This window comes from Paenibacillus tundrae, assembly GCF_030812775.1.
Classification (GTDB): domain Bacteria; phylum Bacillota; class Bacilli; order Paenibacillales; family Paenibacillaceae; genus Paenibacillus; species Paenibacillus tundrae_A.
The window spans coordinates 394,770-410,860 of the sequence record NZ_JAUSTI010000002.1; the positions used below are offsets into that span (position 1 = coordinate 394,770).

General features: G+C 43.5%; 16 protein-coding genes and 1 riboswitch. All 16 genes read right to left on the bottom strand.

What is annotated here, in order from left to right:
* Positions 1–48 precede the first annotated feature (48 nt).
* Positions 49–735: a response regulator transcription factor gene (locus J2T19_RS05080; RefSeq protein WP_307213787.1), complete on the bottom strand. Its 687-nt coding sequence runs from the start codon at positions 733–735 to the stop codon at positions 49–51.
* 193 nt (positions 736–928) lie between these two features.
* Positions 929–1,975 carry a ThiF family adenylyltransferase gene (locus tag J2T19_RS05085; protein ID WP_307213789.1) on the bottom strand — a complete coding sequence of 349 codons (1,047 nt, stop codon included), beginning with the start codon at positions 1,973–1,975 and terminating at the stop codon, positions 929–931.
* Complete coding sequence (locus tag J2T19_RS05090) at positions 1,975–2,742, bottom strand: thiazole synthase (RefSeq protein ID WP_307213790.1); 768 nt, start codon at positions 2,740–2,742, stop codon at positions 1,975–1,977. Before J2T19_RS05090 ends, J2T19_RS05085 begins: the two co-directional genes overlap by 1 nt.
* Positions 2,743–2,745: 3 nt before the next feature.
* Positions 2,746–2,949 carry a sulfur carrier protein ThiS gene (gene thiS, locus J2T19_RS05095; protein WP_056690049.1) on the bottom strand — a complete coding sequence of 68 codons (204 nt, stop codon included), beginning with the start codon at positions 2,947–2,949 and terminating at the stop codon, positions 2,746–2,748.
* Positions 2,946–4,217: a glycine oxidase ThiO gene (gene thiO / locus J2T19_RS05100; protein ID WP_307213793.1), complete on the bottom strand. Its 1,272-nt coding sequence runs from the start codon at positions 4,215–4,217 to the stop codon at positions 2,946–2,948. The genes thiS and thiO overlap by 4 nt, the downstream gene beginning before the upstream one ends.
* Positions 4,198–4,851, bottom strand: a complete 654-nt coding sequence (locus J2T19_RS05105) for a thiamine phosphate synthase (protein WP_307213795.1) — start codon at positions 4,849–4,851, stop codon at positions 4,198–4,200. Before J2T19_RS05105 ends, thiO begins: the two co-directional genes overlap by 20 nt.
* Positions 4,852–5,072: 221 nt before the next feature.
* A riboswitch (TPP riboswitch) is annotated at positions 5,073–5,182 on the bottom strand.
* A gap of 76 nt (positions 5,183–5,258) precedes the next feature.
* Positions 5,259–6,809 (bottom strand): ribosomal protection-like ABC-F family protein, encoded by a 1,551-nt coding sequence (abc-f, locus tag J2T19_RS05110; RefSeq protein ID WP_307213797.1) that lies wholly within the window; start codon positions 6,807–6,809, stop codon positions 5,259–5,261.
* 123 nt (positions 6,810–6,932) lie between these two features.
* Positions 6,933–7,928, bottom strand: coding sequence for a hypothetical protein (locus J2T19_RS05115; protein WP_307213799.1), 996 nt, complete (start codon positions 7,926–7,928; stop codon positions 6,933–6,935).
* Positions 7,915–8,466 carry a hypothetical protein gene (locus J2T19_RS05120; RefSeq protein WP_307213800.1) on the bottom strand — a complete coding sequence of 184 codons (552 nt, stop codon included), beginning with the start codon at positions 8,464–8,466 and terminating at the stop codon, positions 7,915–7,917. Before J2T19_RS05120 ends, J2T19_RS05115 begins: the two co-directional genes overlap by 14 nt.
* Complete coding sequence (locus J2T19_RS05125; RefSeq protein WP_307213802.1) at positions 8,463–8,861, bottom strand: hypothetical protein; 399 nt, start codon at positions 8,859–8,861, stop codon at positions 8,463–8,465. The genes J2T19_RS05120 and J2T19_RS05125 overlap by 4 nt, the downstream gene beginning before the upstream one ends.
* A 17-nt stretch (positions 8,862–8,878) precedes the next feature.
* Positions 8,879–9,364, bottom strand: a complete 486-nt coding sequence (locus tag J2T19_RS05130; protein WP_056690030.1) for a hypothetical protein — start codon at positions 9,362–9,364, stop codon at positions 8,879–8,881.
* 91 nt (positions 9,365–9,455) lie between these two features.
* Positions 9,456–11,522, bottom strand: coding sequence for a hypothetical protein (locus J2T19_RS05135; protein WP_370874802.1), 2,067 nt, complete (start codon positions 11,520–11,522; stop codon positions 9,456–9,458).
* Positions 11,512–13,338 carry an ATPase, T2SS/T4P/T4SS family gene (locus tag J2T19_RS05140; RefSeq protein WP_307213806.1) on the bottom strand — a complete coding sequence of 609 codons (1,827 nt, stop codon included), beginning with the start codon at positions 13,336–13,338 and terminating at the stop codon, positions 11,512–11,514. Before J2T19_RS05140 ends, J2T19_RS05135 begins: the two co-directional genes overlap by 11 nt.
* 6 nt (positions 13,339–13,344) lie before the next feature.
* Positions 13,345–14,175 (bottom strand): CpaE/TadZ family protein, encoded by an 831-nt coding sequence (locus J2T19_RS05145; RefSeq protein ID WP_307213808.1) that lies wholly within the window; start codon positions 14,173–14,175, stop codon positions 13,345–13,347.
* On the bottom strand, positions 14,172–14,885 hold the full coding sequence (locus J2T19_RS05150; protein WP_307213809.1) for a hypothetical protein: 714 nt from the start codon (positions 14,883–14,885) through the stop codon (positions 14,172–14,174). The genes J2T19_RS05145 and J2T19_RS05150 overlap by 4 nt, the downstream gene beginning before the upstream one ends.
* A 118-nt stretch (positions 14,886–15,003) precedes the next feature.
* Complete coding sequence (locus J2T19_RS05155) at positions 15,004–16,032, bottom strand: SAF domain-containing protein (RefSeq protein WP_307213811.1); 1,029 nt, start codon at positions 16,030–16,032, stop codon at positions 15,004–15,006.
* Positions 16,033–16,091: the final 59 nt, after the last annotated feature.

Sequence of the window (16,091 nt, forward strand, 5' to 3'; positions counted from 1 at the left end):
ACAGAGTATCGAGAGAACCATCCGTAATTATGGACCAATACCCAATACTCAGGTATGAAGCATATAACCTACTCCACGTACCGTATGAATCAATTTCTGGGATCTGCCTTTGTCTACCTTTTCGCGGAGATGTTTAATGTACACGTCAACGACATTTGTATCCATTGCAAATTCGTATCCCCATACTTCACTTAAAATCATACTACGCGTGCACGCCTCATTAACATGACGAGCCAAATACTCCAACAATTCATACTCCTTAGGTGTTAACATCAAATATTCCCCCGTACGGCTCACTCGGCGAGAACGTAAATTCACTTTAAGATCATGCACAACGATGACCTCTTCATCCATCTGGTCTACACTCACAAATAGTCTTAACAAATTACGAATCCGAGCCAATAGGACACTCGAGTGAACGGGCTCTAAAATTACATCGTTTGCCCCAAGATCAAGCCAATGAACAATCTCTTCATCCATTGCTTGGTATGTAAGTACCACTATTGGGACAGGCTTACTCTTTTGACCTAACCACTCAATACCTTCCGATAGTTCTTCCCGTGAATCCGTACCATGCAAGAGAATGATCATACGGATCGATTCCAGCTGTGCAAATCGCTCTTGTTGCAATTGTTGCCACCTAAGCTCCACAACAGTATATGAATGATTCAGTAATACTTCTTTAATGGATGTGGTTCGCTCGGTCGTTCCCACCAAAAGGATGGATGTTTGCATGTAGTATTCACCCGGCTTATCTCAAACTTCGCCATGATATTTCTGCACAATGGATAAGGATCACGAATAACCACAAAGATGCAGAACAACATTTCGTTATTTGCTTATCATGCCGCATAACCAAAAAGTCCATTCCTTTAGGAATGGACTTAGATAGTTCATATTGTTAATGTTTGTCGCGTAAATTCACCATTTAACCAAAGTAACGATGTACAAGCGTTCGCGCTTCTGCTGTATCTTTCGTTCCATGTACAAGAATACGTCCGTCCTGGAAAATAACCATTCGTTGCGCTCCCGTTGTGAACGAAACTAAAAAGGGATTAACCTCAACCTGACCTTCATCAAGTCCGCGTAAGCGCTCAGCTGTATGTGCTAGATCAAGTTTTGTAGGGCGTGCCGGGCGAATCTGTACTGTGTCTCTGCCACATAACACATCCGTCTTCTCCAGATTTGAAGCAGAGAGATACGGATAAGTCGCTGTTTCACCACAGGAAGCACATTGTTCCTTTTTCGCACCATCCACGTTAATTGAAATGTATTCATTGCGCCATAGATCGAAGGATAATAGCTTCCGTCTTAACGCCTCTGGATGGCCACTTAACCATTTCAGTGCTTCAGCTGTTTGATTTGCTGTTACCATCTGTACAGCCTGAGGAATAATTCCGGAGGTATCACAAGTATCGCCACCAAGTGGAACCTCTCCCAGCAAACAATTCAAACAAGGTGTCTCACCAGGGACAAATGTGTACGTAATTCCATAACTACCGACACATCCGCCATAGATCCATGGAATGCGGTATTTCTGGCACATATCATTGATCAATAATCTCGTATCAAAATTATCTGTTGCATCCATAATTAGATCAACATGTGGAATTAAATCCTCTAACTCATCTGCCCTAACATCCATTACAATTCCCTTAACGGTAACTGTGGAATTGATTGCACTGAGATGCTTCTGTGCCGCTATCGCTTTGGGCATTCTCTCCATTGCATCCTGTTCGATATATAGTTGCTGCCGCTGCAAGTTGCTCCACTCTACATAGTCCCGATCTACAATCGTGACATGTCCTACACCGGAACGTACCAGCGTCTCCGCAATTCCAGTTCCTAATGCACCTGCACCAACGATCAAAACTCTACCGTCATTTAATTTGCGCTGTCCTTCCTTGCCAAGGGGAGCATAACGCTCTTGTCTGGAATATCGATCTCCTTGGTCAGGTGAACACGTCTCATTCATCATGTATGAACCATTCCTTCCGCCGGACTACTCGCTGCTGCATAACGCTTAACTGGAATCATTCCTGCCTCATATGCCAATCTTCCTGCCTCTACCCCGAGTCTCATGGCCTTCGCCATACTCACAGGATAACCGGATCCAGACACTGCAGTATTCAACAACACAGCGTCTGCTCCCATTTCCATTGCACGAGCAGCATCACTAGGTGATCGAAGCCCAGCATCTACAATTACTGGTACAACCGCCTGTTCAATAATTACCTCGAGGTTGTATGGATTCATGATCCCCTTGCCTGACCCAATGGGTGAAGCCCCGGGCATCACAGCGTGTACGCCAAGTAACTGAAGCCGTTTCGCCAAGATTACATCATCAGATATATAAGGAAGAACCGTAAAGCCTTTATGTAGCAGCATCTCACAGGCTTTATACGTTTCAATCGGGTCTGGTAACAGAGTAATTCCATCGCCAATCACTTCTACTTTTATCATATCACAAAGTCCGGAAGCACGGGCGAGTTCAGCAATCCGAACAGCTTCTTCTGCCGTAGAAGCCCCCGCTGTGTTAGGCAACAAGGTGTAGCGATCCAAATCTACCATATCGAGAAAATGCTTTTTGTTACGCTCTTCAAGGTTAAGGCGTCTCACAGCAAACGTAAGTACCTCTGTACCAGAGGCTTCAATAGCCTGAGACTGCACCTCTAAATCGTCAAACTTACCTGTACCCAACAATAATCTAGACTGAAAGACATGTTCTCCAATTTTCAACATCACTTAACCCCCTCCTACAAAATGTACAATTTCAACCCGATCCCCATCTTTTAAATGGGTCGTCTCATGATGTTCACGGGTAAGAATCTGACGATTCAACTCAACAACCACTGTTTTCACATGAAGATCAAATGAGTGCAGTAGTTTATCTACACGATTCAAGCGGTCTTCAATCTCCATTCGTTGACCATTGACGATAATATTCAATGCAAGATCCCCCTTTTATTAAAGCGTTCTGGACGACAACCCTGCACATTCAGTTCCTCCGAAGATTTACCTTCGATAAAATCAGCGAGTAAGCTACCCGTTACGGCACTTAGCAAGATTCCGTTGCGATGATGTCCAAAAGCTGTATACAAACCTGATATGCTCTCACATGCGCCTAAGTAAGGTAATCCATCGGGTGTTGAAGGCCTTACTCCGGCCCATGCTCGTACAAACTGTGCTTCCGCTATGCCAGGTACCCAGCTGACAGCTCGTTCAAGCAGTTTTTGCAAACCAGCAGCTGTAACATGCAGATCAGACTCCCCCGGTAGAACTGTCGCACCGATCCATACTTCTCCATTGGCTTTAGGTACGATATAAATGTCCTCTGCGTAGATCGTTTTGTCTGGGGCAAGCTGTCCAGAATGATCTGGGAACTGCACTGCTGCAATTTCGCCTTTCACTGGCAAAATCGGTAATTGAAGTCCAGCCTGCTTCATTAACGCTTCGCCTTGTATACCATTAGCAACAATGACATGTTGACATGTCATCGTTCCAATTGAAGTTTCCACGCCTTGTACTCTGTTTGCATCCACTCGAAGATTAACATGATGAACGCCCTCAACAATTCGAGCTCCTAGAGCCTGAGCTGATCTTGCATAAGCTTGAGTCAAATTGACAGGCAGCACGTCACATTCGAGTGGTCGATAATAAGCACCATAGATATCTTTGGTTAACCATGAAGCTTCTTGTTGTGCCGTGATACTGTCCCACCAAATTTCAGAATCTCGTGGTCGTGGTGTCGGAACAGCGGAATCACTTCTTAAATCATTTTTCAAACGAATAGGCGTGATAAAGCCATTTTGTTGAAACCCAATATGCATCCCACTCAGGGAACTCAGTTGTTCGGACTGCTCATGCAGTAGCCGTCTGCTCATTGCTGCCAGGTTTAACATCATTGGTGAAGAAAAATGCTCACTATCTGCTGCAATCATACCAGCCGCTGCACAAGATGCACCCTCAGCGATCCGTCCACGTTCAATTAGCAGAACATCTTGTCCTCGTGCAGCAAGCTCATAGGCAATCGCACAACCAATCACGCCCCCACCTATAACAATCGTTTCAGCATGAAGCTTTCCGTGGATTCCAGTATTGGTTCTACTGCGGGACAAGGTTTTACGCAAATCTCGGTTACTACTTCGGCTCCGAACTCTTGCTCCATCGTTCACCATCTCATCTCCTTGCTCAAGATTAACCTTCCGATTCCACAATCGCCTGTTTTAGTGCACTAACCGCTTGAATTGGATGCTCACTCGCCCAGATATGCGATATGACCGCTAAGCCTCTTGCTCCTGCACTGCGAAGATCACGAACATGCTCGCTACCAATGCCACCAATTGCAATTACTGGAACGTTCACCGTGGCGCATACTTCAGCAAGCTGCTTAAGTCCTCTGGGTTTGATTCCTGGTTTACTATTAGAGTTATAGATGTGACCGAATAAAACATAGTCTACGCCTTGTTCCTCAGCAGCCTTTGCTTCATCTACAGAATGAACGGACACACCGATGCGAATTCTCTTTCGCAGATCTCCTATAGATAGCGTGCTTTGTGAGAACTCTGCCTGACCCCAATGCACACCTGCGAACCCTTCACCTTGACCCACTTCATGCACACCATTGACTACAATACGATCAGAAGGCACCCCTGATTGATACAGTTGGTTTGCCCACTCCCTACGCTGTTCAGGTGGCTGTTGTTTTTCTCGAATATGAATATAGTCGACCCATGGCCATATATCCTTCGATACACTTACAAAGTTGTGTAAATTCCCTACGCCTTGAGAAATGACATGCAGTTCAAAAGAAGCTGTGACATCAGAGTCATGTTCTTCTGTAATTACCAAACAATAACCTCCTCTCTTGAACAAGGACATAACAAAAAAGCCACTCCCGTAGGGGAGTGGCTGCGAAATATATGCTTTGATTCGTTTAATAAAGTGTTGAAAGATACACAGGAGTTCTATGATTGCAACGATTAGCCTCATTGCAAAATCTCATAGAAACAATATGCTTTTCTCTCAGAAACAAGCATCTACCTCATTCATGCAGAGTACTGTTTCTAATAAACGAAAACGCGCCACTTCCCTACGCTGGTATGATCCAGATCAGGTGCAAAGGGTCCGGAATCGCATTCTTCCATCTCAGCCGCATCGTGCGGCCCCCCTAGTGTTCATATGAAGTTGTAGCCTATATTACCATAGAGTCCTTTTTTTGTCACCGATGATTTCAGAATCTTGTTCAGCTACGTAGACTAATTTTGCTCAGACCAAGCTTCAACATCCCACGTCTTCGTAACCCAATCCTCGTAGAAATCAGGTTCGTGAGATACGAGAAGTACTGTACCCTTAAATTCCTGAAGGGCTCGCTTCAGTTCAGCTTTGGCTGTTACATCAAGGTGATTGGTCGGTTCATCGAACAAAATCCAGTTACTTTCGCGCATTAACAACTTGCACAAACGCACTTTCGCTTGCTCCCCACCACTGAGCATGTTAAGTGGACGAGTAATATGTTCGTTTTTTAATCCACAGCGTGCAAGATGTCCCCTAACCTCATTTTGGGTCAGATGCGAAAATTCATTCCATACATCCTCAATTGGAGTGATATTCCCCGCCCGTACCTCCTGCTCGAAATAAGCTGTTTCCAGATAATCTCCCAAAAATGTTGTACCACTGATTGGTGGAATCTTACCAAGAATCGTTTTTAGTAGTGTAGATTTACCTACACCGTTACAGCCAACAATAGCAATCTTCTCTCCACGTTCAATGGTCATCGTCATTTTAGGTAATAAAGCATGAGAATATCCGATTTCAAAATCAACGCCCTCAAACACCGTTTTACTGCTGGCACGAGCATCTTTGAATTTGAATGTAGGTTTGGCTGCCTCATCCGGACGATCAATTCGTTCAATTTTACCCAATTGCTTCTCACGGCTCTTCGCACGACCTGATGTAGAAGCACGTGCTTTATTCCGCTGGATGAAGTCTTCCTGCTTTTTGATATACTCCTGTTGCTTCTCATAAGCATCAATATGCTGAGCCTTCTGCATATCAGCCATCTCCAGAAACTTGTTGTAGTTCGCAGCATATCTTGTCAATTTGGAAAATTCCAAATGATAGATCACGTTAACTACTTCATTCATGAACTCTGTATCATGGGAGATCAAGATAAAAGCATACGGGTAATCCTTTAAATACCGGGTCAGCCATTCGATATGCTCTACATCCAGGTAGTTCGTAGGTTCATCCAGCAGAAGCGCTGTCGGCTTCTCCAAGAGAAGCTTAGCCAAGAGCACCTTGGTTCGCTGACCCCCACTAAGTGAAGCAACGTCACGATCAAGCCCGATAACGGACAGACCCAGACCATTTGCCATCTCTTCTACCTTTACATCGATCAAATAAAAATCGCCCTGCTCCAATTGCTCTTGGATGTCGCCCATTTCCTCAAGCAACTGTTCCAATTGCTCAGGATCAGCATCGGCCATCTGATCGGTAATTGCCATCATTTCTTTTTCCAATTCAAGTAGTGGCAAGAATGCATCCTTCAGCACATCCCGGATCGTTTTACCTGGCGTGAGTTTAGTATGCTGATCCAAATATCCATAACGAACTTTAGGTGTCCATTCAACTTTCCCACTATCTTTAAGTAACTTTCCGGTCAAAATATTCATTAGCGTGGATTTGCCTACACCATTTGCTCCAACAAGACCTACTCGCTCACCTGACAGTAAACGAAAAGATACATTTTTAAATAACGTGCGATCTCCAAAATTGTGACTCACGTTCTCAACTGACAATAAACTCATAAGATGAGGTTGCTCCTATCTATTTGACATTACTTGATCACTAATTTAGACATTGTACCAAAGACCTATTCTAGCACGTACCTGTCTTTTCTGAAAGTAATGTCTTCTTGCAAACTTTTTCACTTATGGAGCTTGTCCGCTGACATAACAATTACGCTCAAAATAACCTTGTGCAGCAGCTTGTTTTCCGTCGCCAAAGACCTCTTCTGCTCTATAGCCATAGTTACATGTAGAAGGATAGTAATATTTAACTCCAGTTGCTGGATCTACTCCTCCGACCACAGCCGTCTTCTTTACAAGCCTGCCTCCACCAATAGCATAATTATTAACGTTTTGATCCCCTACAGGTATACCTTGGATAAACGCCATAATACCTGTATCATTAATTGAATTATACCAATCCTCTTGCGGGATTAAAGGCAACGTAAACGTATAAGCGATACCATTTCTACGTGCAAATTCATTATGGCGGTTAATAATATCAGCAAGATCCTCCTGTACACTAGTCACAATCCAACTTCGTCTCACTTGCTCAAAGGTGTCGGCATCTTGTAATAACGGGATTTGCGTGTTAGATGCCAACTCCTTCTGAAAACCTTCAATCCATTTCCCTTGGATAGCATCATAAGCGTATACATATCCATCCAAGGTAAAATTAATGCTGCTGCCATTTGGATCTGCATATGTATATGGCTTCTTGGGACTCCAGACTTGCTTGAATGAAAGCTCGGCATTTCCTGTCATTTCCGTTTCCTTCGCTAAAATGTAGTATCCATCATAATCCAGTACAACAATTGCTGGTATGTAATCATATAACGCATGCATAGCAGCCGGATCATCCTGAATCCCCATATTCAACGCCATCGTTTGTGTAAATGTAAGCAAGGCTAGTTCCTTATCCGCCTTCACAAATTTCGTAGAATCATAACCTGCTTCATTATTTTGCTTTTCATTTTGATGCATTACCGCTCCTGCATCGAGTACAGCTGTTTGCAGTGCAGACTTATACTTCTGACTTAGAAGCTGAGCTTCCTCAGCATCCCGTGTATGAAGAGATACAAGCCAGAACAACGGCACGAATATAATTACAAACACAATCGCAAAATCAGTAATCTTCATTTAGAACCATACCTCCATAGGTGGTAAGCACAGCAGGTGCAGTCGGAGTTCCATTCAGCCATTCCCGGATCAACATACCGGATGTGCGATTGGTGCTTTGGACAGTAATCGTAATAAAATCCCCCATAACCAGCGTATATCTACGACCTGGATCATCCTTAGTTGGCCCACCTGCAGCAGGAAATAACCGTTCTTTAATCTGACTGGTGTAATATCCATCCTCTACGGTCTCATATGTACCTGTGAAGGTACTTTGATTCATTGGATCAGTATAGTGTGGCACATATTTTTTGTGTAAATGTTCTATTAGAATCTCATAGGCATTACCTGTTCGAGCCAGTTGTTCTTCCAATTCGCTGTACATGGCTGGTGAGATATATCCCTTGGTTCTAACCGCATCTACAAAACGTACAACGCTCTGATTCACGGTCATTCTCGCCAGGTCATCCTGTCGGTTAGCCGTTTCAGCTGTTGGATAGATATAGAGCAGGACTACAGCTAGCATAACTGCGAGTAGCTTGGATGCAGCATTAATCAATGAACGCTGGCCTCCTTCCAGAATTGGATTCTCATCAATCCTCCCCCTTCATCTCTAATGAACTCTGGTCTGTACGAGCCGTTAAGTTGCACGGGAATAGTCTTCTTGCGATTTATTAAGGGGTCTATGATATGAGCCTGACCATCCACTTCCACCGTGATCGATGTCCCAGTCATTTGTCTCACCGTATGTAATACTTCAGCACCGCTATATCTTTTCGGCTCCGTTGTACGGAGCGTTGTGTTCATTCTTCCTTCCATCTCTACTGTGAATTGTGTCGTATTATGAAGAGCATCAGTCATCGTTTTAATTAACTGCTGCCCGTACAGGCAGGCTGTCACAAATAGGACAACCGCCGTACTGAACAACATAAGCTGTTGAGCGTTTCTGAACATCTATAGTCAGCCCCCTGTTAGGATTGCTGGAAAATGAGTCCTCTGACCACATTCGATTTATCCTTTACGATCAGTGCTTTGAATTTCCCGCTCGGGTTCACATACTGATTCTCTTTTTCACTCATCGTTTGGTTAATATTCCCTACCTTTTCATTCGTCTTAATTACTGAACCATAACTCTCATTATTGAGGTCTTGAGAGATATTCAACTCATTTCCATACCATTGTCCACCTTTGTTTTTACCCGTAATGACCTGAATGCCGAATTGATCCTTGTCTGCGTATTTCCGCAATGCATTGGTAACCTGTGATCCGCTAATTGTAGTACCGTCATATACCGTAAAAGCCGCCTGAGACAACTCTGTCTGGATATCCGCGAAGTTGTTCTGTGCAGTCTTGGTCGCTTCCTGTGCAGAGATAAAAAGCAAAACCACGATAGTAATGAGCGCAATGGTCAAAAAGATCCCTGCTGCCACCTTTAAAGCACTTGATGCATTATTCATGATAAATCCTCCAATAATTATAGATTTTAATTTGACTTCAACTAAAACTGATTTAGAGCTAGGTCAGTTTCAGTTTTATAACACTTTTTTGTCACAGCTTCTGAATCTGTTCATAGTACATGTTCATTTGCAAGAAACTCATCCCTACAAGTGGAATTACAAGGTATAAAAAAATTAGAGCATACATCGGAGTAAATCCGATCATCCGTCCCCATGCTGCTTTTGCATCAATCATTTTGGTATATTCCTGCTTGTGTTGCTCAAAATAGAAGGCCATCATGCTATCCAGATCATCGAACGCTTCACGAATTGAAATTCTACCAAGGGCAAGTTGTAATTTATCTACTAGCCGCTGAAACTCAGGTATTCCGGCATCTAACTTTAATTGCTCTAGCGCATCCTCTGGCCCATGTTCAAAATGCAGTAGACACTTTTGAAGCGGACGCTTGAAAATGACAGAAAATCGATTTAACCATTCCAAAATTTCCTCCACAGACATTCGATCCATCTCGCGTAAGATGGATATAACCGTCTGGAATTGATAAATCTCATGTCTCATATCCATACTGCGCATTTTACGCTGAAACAGCATTAGCCAGATTGGCAGATAAAATCCCGCTATTCCGATGGCAACAGCAATAACCACTTCCCACCAGTGCAAGAACTGCTTGTTATACGAATTCATCTTTTGCATAATTCTCGCAATAACCTCGGTTTGTGTATCATGGTCTAGTTGAACAGGTGAGCTCTGTTGTAAAGCCAAAGCGATCTCATCATAACTCGCCCAACGTTTCATATTAATCTTTTGCATGACAGATCGATCCAAAGCTGCTTTTTCCTTGGCCTGCTCCAGCTCAGCTTCAGCCATTGCTCCGAACATCCGATCATCTCGCACCGGGTCATACATAATGTGATTTCGTTCGACCTGATGCAATAATAACACGCACATTATACTTAGACTGAAGCAGGTCATGAACAATATTAACCTTCGAATCGCTAACCATTCATACTTCAATTCAGAGCTACTCTCACGCATAAGTCTTACTGTCTGGCTGTACTGGGTACTTCCTGGTTTGGGAGCGAATAACATCGCCAATTTACGAATGAATAGCTGGTTATACAACAAACGAGCAAACAAAGATTGTTTTCTACCAGCTCGAAAGCGAGTTTCATCATACTGCTGTAACCTTTGTAATAACAAGTAAGCTAGGATGATGATGATGTATATTGATATTTTGGTGATAAATCCCATCTTACTGCGATAGAACTCATCCATGGTTGGAAAGCTGCCTCTGGCCCAACGTTCGATGGGAGCTGTGAACAACACAGGAGCAAGCGCGATGATATTTAGACCTTTTAACAGGTAATCTAACTTATCCCGGCGCAGTATTTCTAAATGAATTTCCTGCGTAAGATTGCTTAACCCCTTTAGGTAGATTGACCCTTGTGCTCGATCCTTATCTCCAAATTCCATTACCATGTAGGAAATTCCCGCAAAACCTTTAAGAAAACGATTCGGTGCAACTTCATAGTATCGTTCTAATGCTTCACTCGGATCAGGTGAAGTCAGCGCTTCGTATATAAGCATAACTTGCTCTGCGGCTTCTCCATGACCTACTTCGCCAGCTTCATAAAGTGCTTCCTCAATCATTCCATGTTGGTGATACCGATGACGAACATCTGCGAACAGTTCCAGCATCTGTACCAATAATCGTTTTTCAAGTCGATTCAGATACATATCTAGGATTAGACTGTTTAATACAACACCGCAGAGCACAGACAAGATAATAAAAGCAACGCCTGGCTGCAAGAGGAATAAGATTAGACTGACACTTCCGTACCCTCCGGCAATAATCAGAACAACCGTCATCGTCCTTCTTCTGAGAGCAGGTTCATCACCAACGTGTCGGAATGAAATCCGCTTTTTTACTTGTACAATGTACGAGGATAGCAGTGGAACCTTCATCCCCCATCGATACAGTCGCAATAGGAATGACGTGAGCTTTAATGATCGATTGCTAACAGGTGCCAACCCTGCGGCTACATTCTTATTAAATCCACCTCCTCTCTGTCGAAGTAAACTCAGGATAAGAAAAGTGACAATCAAACCCGTGACACATATCCCCAATACGATGATAAGTATAGATTTAATGGTCATCGTGGTCACCCCAATATTGTGCGATAAATTGGTCGAATTCCGCAGCATCCTGTAACGTCATTTGCTCCCGCATATCCATAATGCTTCCGACCGAGATGGGAGCTGTTACGACATAGCCTCCATTTTGATACTCCACAACATTTCGGAACGTAAATCCATTGCGTTCTTCAACACTATCGCTCTGCTCTGCCCGAGGCAAACACTCTGTAATACGTTCAATATATCTTCGCCCCTCGGCGTCCTTTTTCATATGTACATCAAAATTAATGACACTTACTACCTGTTCCTCAGCAATATGCTCATGCTGAAACATTCCTGTTTTGAGCAGTGAATTTCGAAGCGAAAACACCAGATCACGAAACGTCTTAGCGTGATGCGTAAACAACGTGAACAAACTCGCCACCTGCGACATTTGAATCATCCATGCAGCAACCTCATCACTAGCAACCTCACCCAATATGTTGACTGTACCGTCCGTTTTTTTCTGTAGATCGAGACCTTGTTGACCTGAAATATGTTCTGTTTCACGGAAACTCAAAATGTTACGGCGGCTATAGATCCGTCTAAGCTGCAATTCAAACGCCATTTCCTGTACACGTAACGTATACGATGCATAGATATGTTTCACCATAGCCATCAACAAGGTTGTTTTACCCGAACCCTGTGCTCCGGTTACTGCAGTAATTCGGCTTCCCTTCATCAGATACTGCAGCATGGTTATAGGAAGCTCTGCATTCGTACCTGTGATCAGTTGTTCTAGTGAGGCATTAGGAATATCAAATTTCCTTACAAAGAATGCCCATGACTCTGCAAATGGCGGACGTACCACGACGACACGAGAACCATCCTTCATTTCATTAACCTTGTAACCATTCACTTCGGATAGCTGACCGGGATAGTTATATTTATAAATATTTTGACATACCCTTTTGAGTTCACGGATACTGCCAAATGACAGAAATGCCAGATGAATCGACTTCCCTTTATAGAAAATCCATACACTCTGATTACCGTTCAATGGAACCTGCGCCTGAGCATCTTCAAGCCCTGCTTCCAGTAAATCATTCCACGAACTAGGCTGCCGAAGTCGCACATCCTGCATCGCATCAAGCATGCCGCTAACACCACCACTCACGCCGTCAATGCGCTGATCTCGAATTTCATCTACGACCGAGAACCCTTTGTAGTGTTGATAGAGGCGTTGCACAATGATATCCGTCTTTTCTCTGAATCCAAGCTCCCGATACTCACATTCGAACACATATTGAATATCTTCTTCAGAGATATAAAAGCCTCCCCCATCCTGGATACCTTCTTCCGTTCGCAGTCTACCCAGATCATACGTATCAATTAGACGGGATAACGCATCCATGCCAAATTGCTGCTGGTAGAGGTAAAAGACAATTTCAAATTGATCCTGACTTGTCAGCAGTTCCGGTTCTGCAAAAGGAATAACTTCATCCACATTCGACTTATTCAGTCCTATGCTGCGCGTTAGCAGATCACTTATCAGATTTTTGACATAGGTTTTGTCACTGATACTACCTGAGACACAACCTTTCAGTGCCTTTCGCATTTCAGCTCGCTGATTGATCCTTCTCCGATATTCCTCTTCATGCAATCCAGCATCCGCAAGCTGACCATGGCTTAGTTCATGAAGTGAATTTTTCACCTTCTCGGTTAAACTTTCAATCGTGAAGCCGCCCGGTTCAGTCACATCTGTACGTTGTTCTCGATGGTAAGCGCGGTATCTGAACACTACATAACCAAGACCCGCAACGATAATTAATCCTATACCGATGATGTTCCATAACATTTAGGGTCAGGCACCCCTTTCTAGCCTCTTCAGAGCCGTGCGCATCCCTGCGCCGTCCATTATTAGGCGAGCAAGTTCAGCCATACTCGCTGTGAAGCTTCCTTTTCGAACATTCTTACTGTCACTTAGACCTTCCAAATGTAAATATGCTGCCGCATCACGCCGATTGACTGCATCCAAAAATCCGGTTGTATAAGGAAGAATAGAAATCGAACCCTTGTATCGAAAACGTCTGCGAATGTTGCTTATTGATGCTTTAGCGTTTGGATCATATTTGTTCAACACCAGATGTATTTTCTGATCACTCAAGTGGTTCGGCAAAATATGTTCAAAGAACATCTCTAGCTCTCTCATATTCTGAGATAGGTTTACTACGATATAGTCGGCCTGCTCCAGCAATAAGGATTCATTCACGGCTGAGCTACCTGCATCCAGGAGCACCAAATCGTAATACTCATTTGCAACCTGGAGTAAAGTCTTTAACGTTTCCTTATGTTCCTTAGGAGATCTTTCGATCTGATTAATTCTGCCAGTCAACAGATCCAAACGTTCTTTAAGCAAAGGCTTCGTATAATCACGCAGATTATGCTTATTCAGACTTCCGCTGATGTACAAACGTTCAATTGCATCCCATCCCCCTTCCTCAAACCTAAACAGTGAATCCGCATCCTCAATCTCAGTTGCTGGTAGTGCAGCTTCAATACTACTACCCGTCGAACCTGTATTAACTAACAATATTCTGGTTCTATAGTGGAGCGCCATAGCGTACGCACCTACTAATGCATTTGAAGTCGTGCCAGTACCCGCAAATGGACTCCAAAATGAAATAATACTCATGCCCTCATCCTCTCTGCTTCCTTCATCGTCCGACGGCTATGGACACTTTCCCAACCCGTCAGCTGCTCTACCAGCCGGCATAATGATTTCTTATAGTTTCTAGACAAAGGTGCAAGTAACACGCGGCGATGATGTTCGTTCTCCAATTTCACTGCTGCCGTCAATTCGTCCCACGGAAGAAGCAGCGCATCCCCTGTCCACACAAATGGACTTCCGTCCAGATACGCCCATAAGTAACGTTCTTCAAGCTTACAGTCAACCGCATTGATTAAAATACGTTGAAATGAAAGCTCTACCGGCAAAGACTGCTCTTCTAGAAGTTGCTTCAACCACAACTTGCCCCGTTCCAGATTGTAACGTTCGTAATTGCTTACCCAGACACGAATATCAGCAGCTAACCACAGATCTCTGGATGCAAAATGAGAGGTTTCAATATCATAAATAATATAATCGTACGATTCGACCTTCTCTCCATTTGCTTCAAGATGAGTCTCCACCGCATTAGATGTCACAAAATGACTGGCGATATCGAACCCTTCAAACTCGGTAATTCGTAATGAATGCTGTACTTCACCTGTCCAGTAGCCATACTTTTGCTGCAATGTTCCGTCCACAAGCAGGACCCGTTTACCTGAAGCAGCCAAGATTTTAGATAAATATAATAACAAGTCGTTTTTCTCACATAACCCAGCAAAAATCCATGTTTGCAAATGAACTCACGACCCCTTTCTCCACTCTATAATTCGTTGTTAGGAGAAACTAATATTGGATATGGCTTTTGATTTCTACTTTTGATTTCAGATTCTCTCTTCATTCAGATTCCTCTACTTAGTCTCCACCTGTCAGAAGGCTCTTCTGCTCATCGTACTCTGTTACACCAGAAGTATAATTCTTGTTTGTGGCAGGGTTCGACGAATTGTCATTCCCCACACTACCTGATCCATCATTCCAGATGACATCATTAGCCGTACTGTTGGTTCCCGGTCTACTGTTATAAGAGACTGATGACTGCGCAACATCCTGCTCCACGCCTTGTGAAGGTGCTGTCATCGAAGCTGCTAGAGAGCTCTCTAGCGAATTCCTGACCTGTCTTGATAACTCCTGTTCGGCTCGACGAACAATATTCGGATCACTTTCTAATAACTTCAACACCTCACTATTAGCGGGATATGTTGGGATCGCTGCGGTCTGGAATTGAGGTTCAACATACGTCAGAGCGTATATTGAGGCTTTATGTAAATAGGCATCCACGATCGCACTGGACAAGGTCAATATCTCCTCTTCCGTCATCGTGATCCATAACGTTGCTGCATTTAGACGCTCTACTTTCTTCTTAGATAATAAGATATAGTCCTGACCTGTCGGAAACTGAATCCGAATATCAATATTATCTCCTTTAGCAAGTGATGAAGGTAACAGAACAACTTGCAGTTCACGGTTTCTTAGATCGGGAGGTGCTGGCGTATCTTTATACACCATTTCCGTCGTAATGGCTGTTCCTTTTTTAAGCTCTATTTTGGCAATTTGACCATCCATCTGCTTCGTGCTAGACCATAGATTACGTGGAGCCTGTGCATCGGGAACGGCAACGAGCTTAATATCCTCAGACATAATTTTCTCGCCTGCCTCGACATCACGGATTGTCACCCATCCCTGTGCTCCTGAATTCCATTGCTGTAATAATTCAGCTTCCTTTTGTTCATACGCAGATAAATAGTGGGACTCCATCTGAGTCCTCGTGTCACTCATCGTCTTTATGTTGTAGATCACATATCCACCGAACAACAAACCTACCACACCGGCTCCAGTAAGACTGGCATAGATGAGTTGACGACTTTGCTTTCTTAATTTAGACAAAAAAGGGCTCTCCTCTCAAAATCTCCTCAAAATATCTAATCTCAAATATGCTTCATATC

What these genes read in the sequence shown, in the direction of transcription:
- J2T19_RS05080 (WP_307213787.1), bottom strand. Translation starts at nt 735, where the DNA reads ATGCAAACATCCATCCTTTTGGTGGGAACGACCGAGCGAACCACATCC.
- J2T19_RS05085 (WP_307213789.1), bottom strand. Translation starts at nt 1,975, where the DNA reads ATGAATGAGACGTGTTCACCTGACCAAGGAGATCGATATTCCAGACAA.
- J2T19_RS05090 (WP_307213790.1), bottom strand. Translation starts at nt 2,742, where the DNA reads ATGTTGAAAATTGGAGAACATGTCTTTCAGTCTAGATTATTGTTGGGT.
- abc-f (WP_307213797.1), bottom strand. Translation starts at nt 6,809, where the DNA reads ATGAGTTTATTGTCAGTTGAGAACGTGAGTCACAATTTTGGAGATCGC.
- J2T19_RS05115 (WP_307213799.1), bottom strand. Translation starts at nt 7,928, where the DNA reads ATGAAGATTACTGATTTTGCGATTGTGTTTGTAATTATATTCGTGCCG.
- J2T19_RS05125 (WP_307213802.1), bottom strand. Translation starts at nt 8,861, where the DNA reads ATGTTCAGAAACGCTCAACAGCTTATGTTGTTCAGTACGGCGGTTGTC.
- J2T19_RS05130 (WP_056690030.1), bottom strand. Translation starts at nt 9,364, where the DNA reads ATGAATAATGCATCAAGTGCTTTAAAGGTGGCAGCAGGGATCTTTTTG.
- J2T19_RS05135 (WP_370874802.1), bottom strand. Translation starts at nt 11,522, where the DNA reads ATGACCATTAAATCTATACTTATCATCGTATTGGGGATATGTGTCACG.
- J2T19_RS05140 (WP_307213806.1), bottom strand. Translation starts at nt 13,338, where the DNA reads ATGTTATGGAACATCATCGGTATAGGATTAATTATCGTTGCGGGTCTT.
- J2T19_RS05145 (WP_307213808.1), bottom strand. Translation starts at nt 14,175, where the DNA reads ATGAGTATTATTTCATTTTGGAGTCCATTTGCGGGTACTGGCACGACT.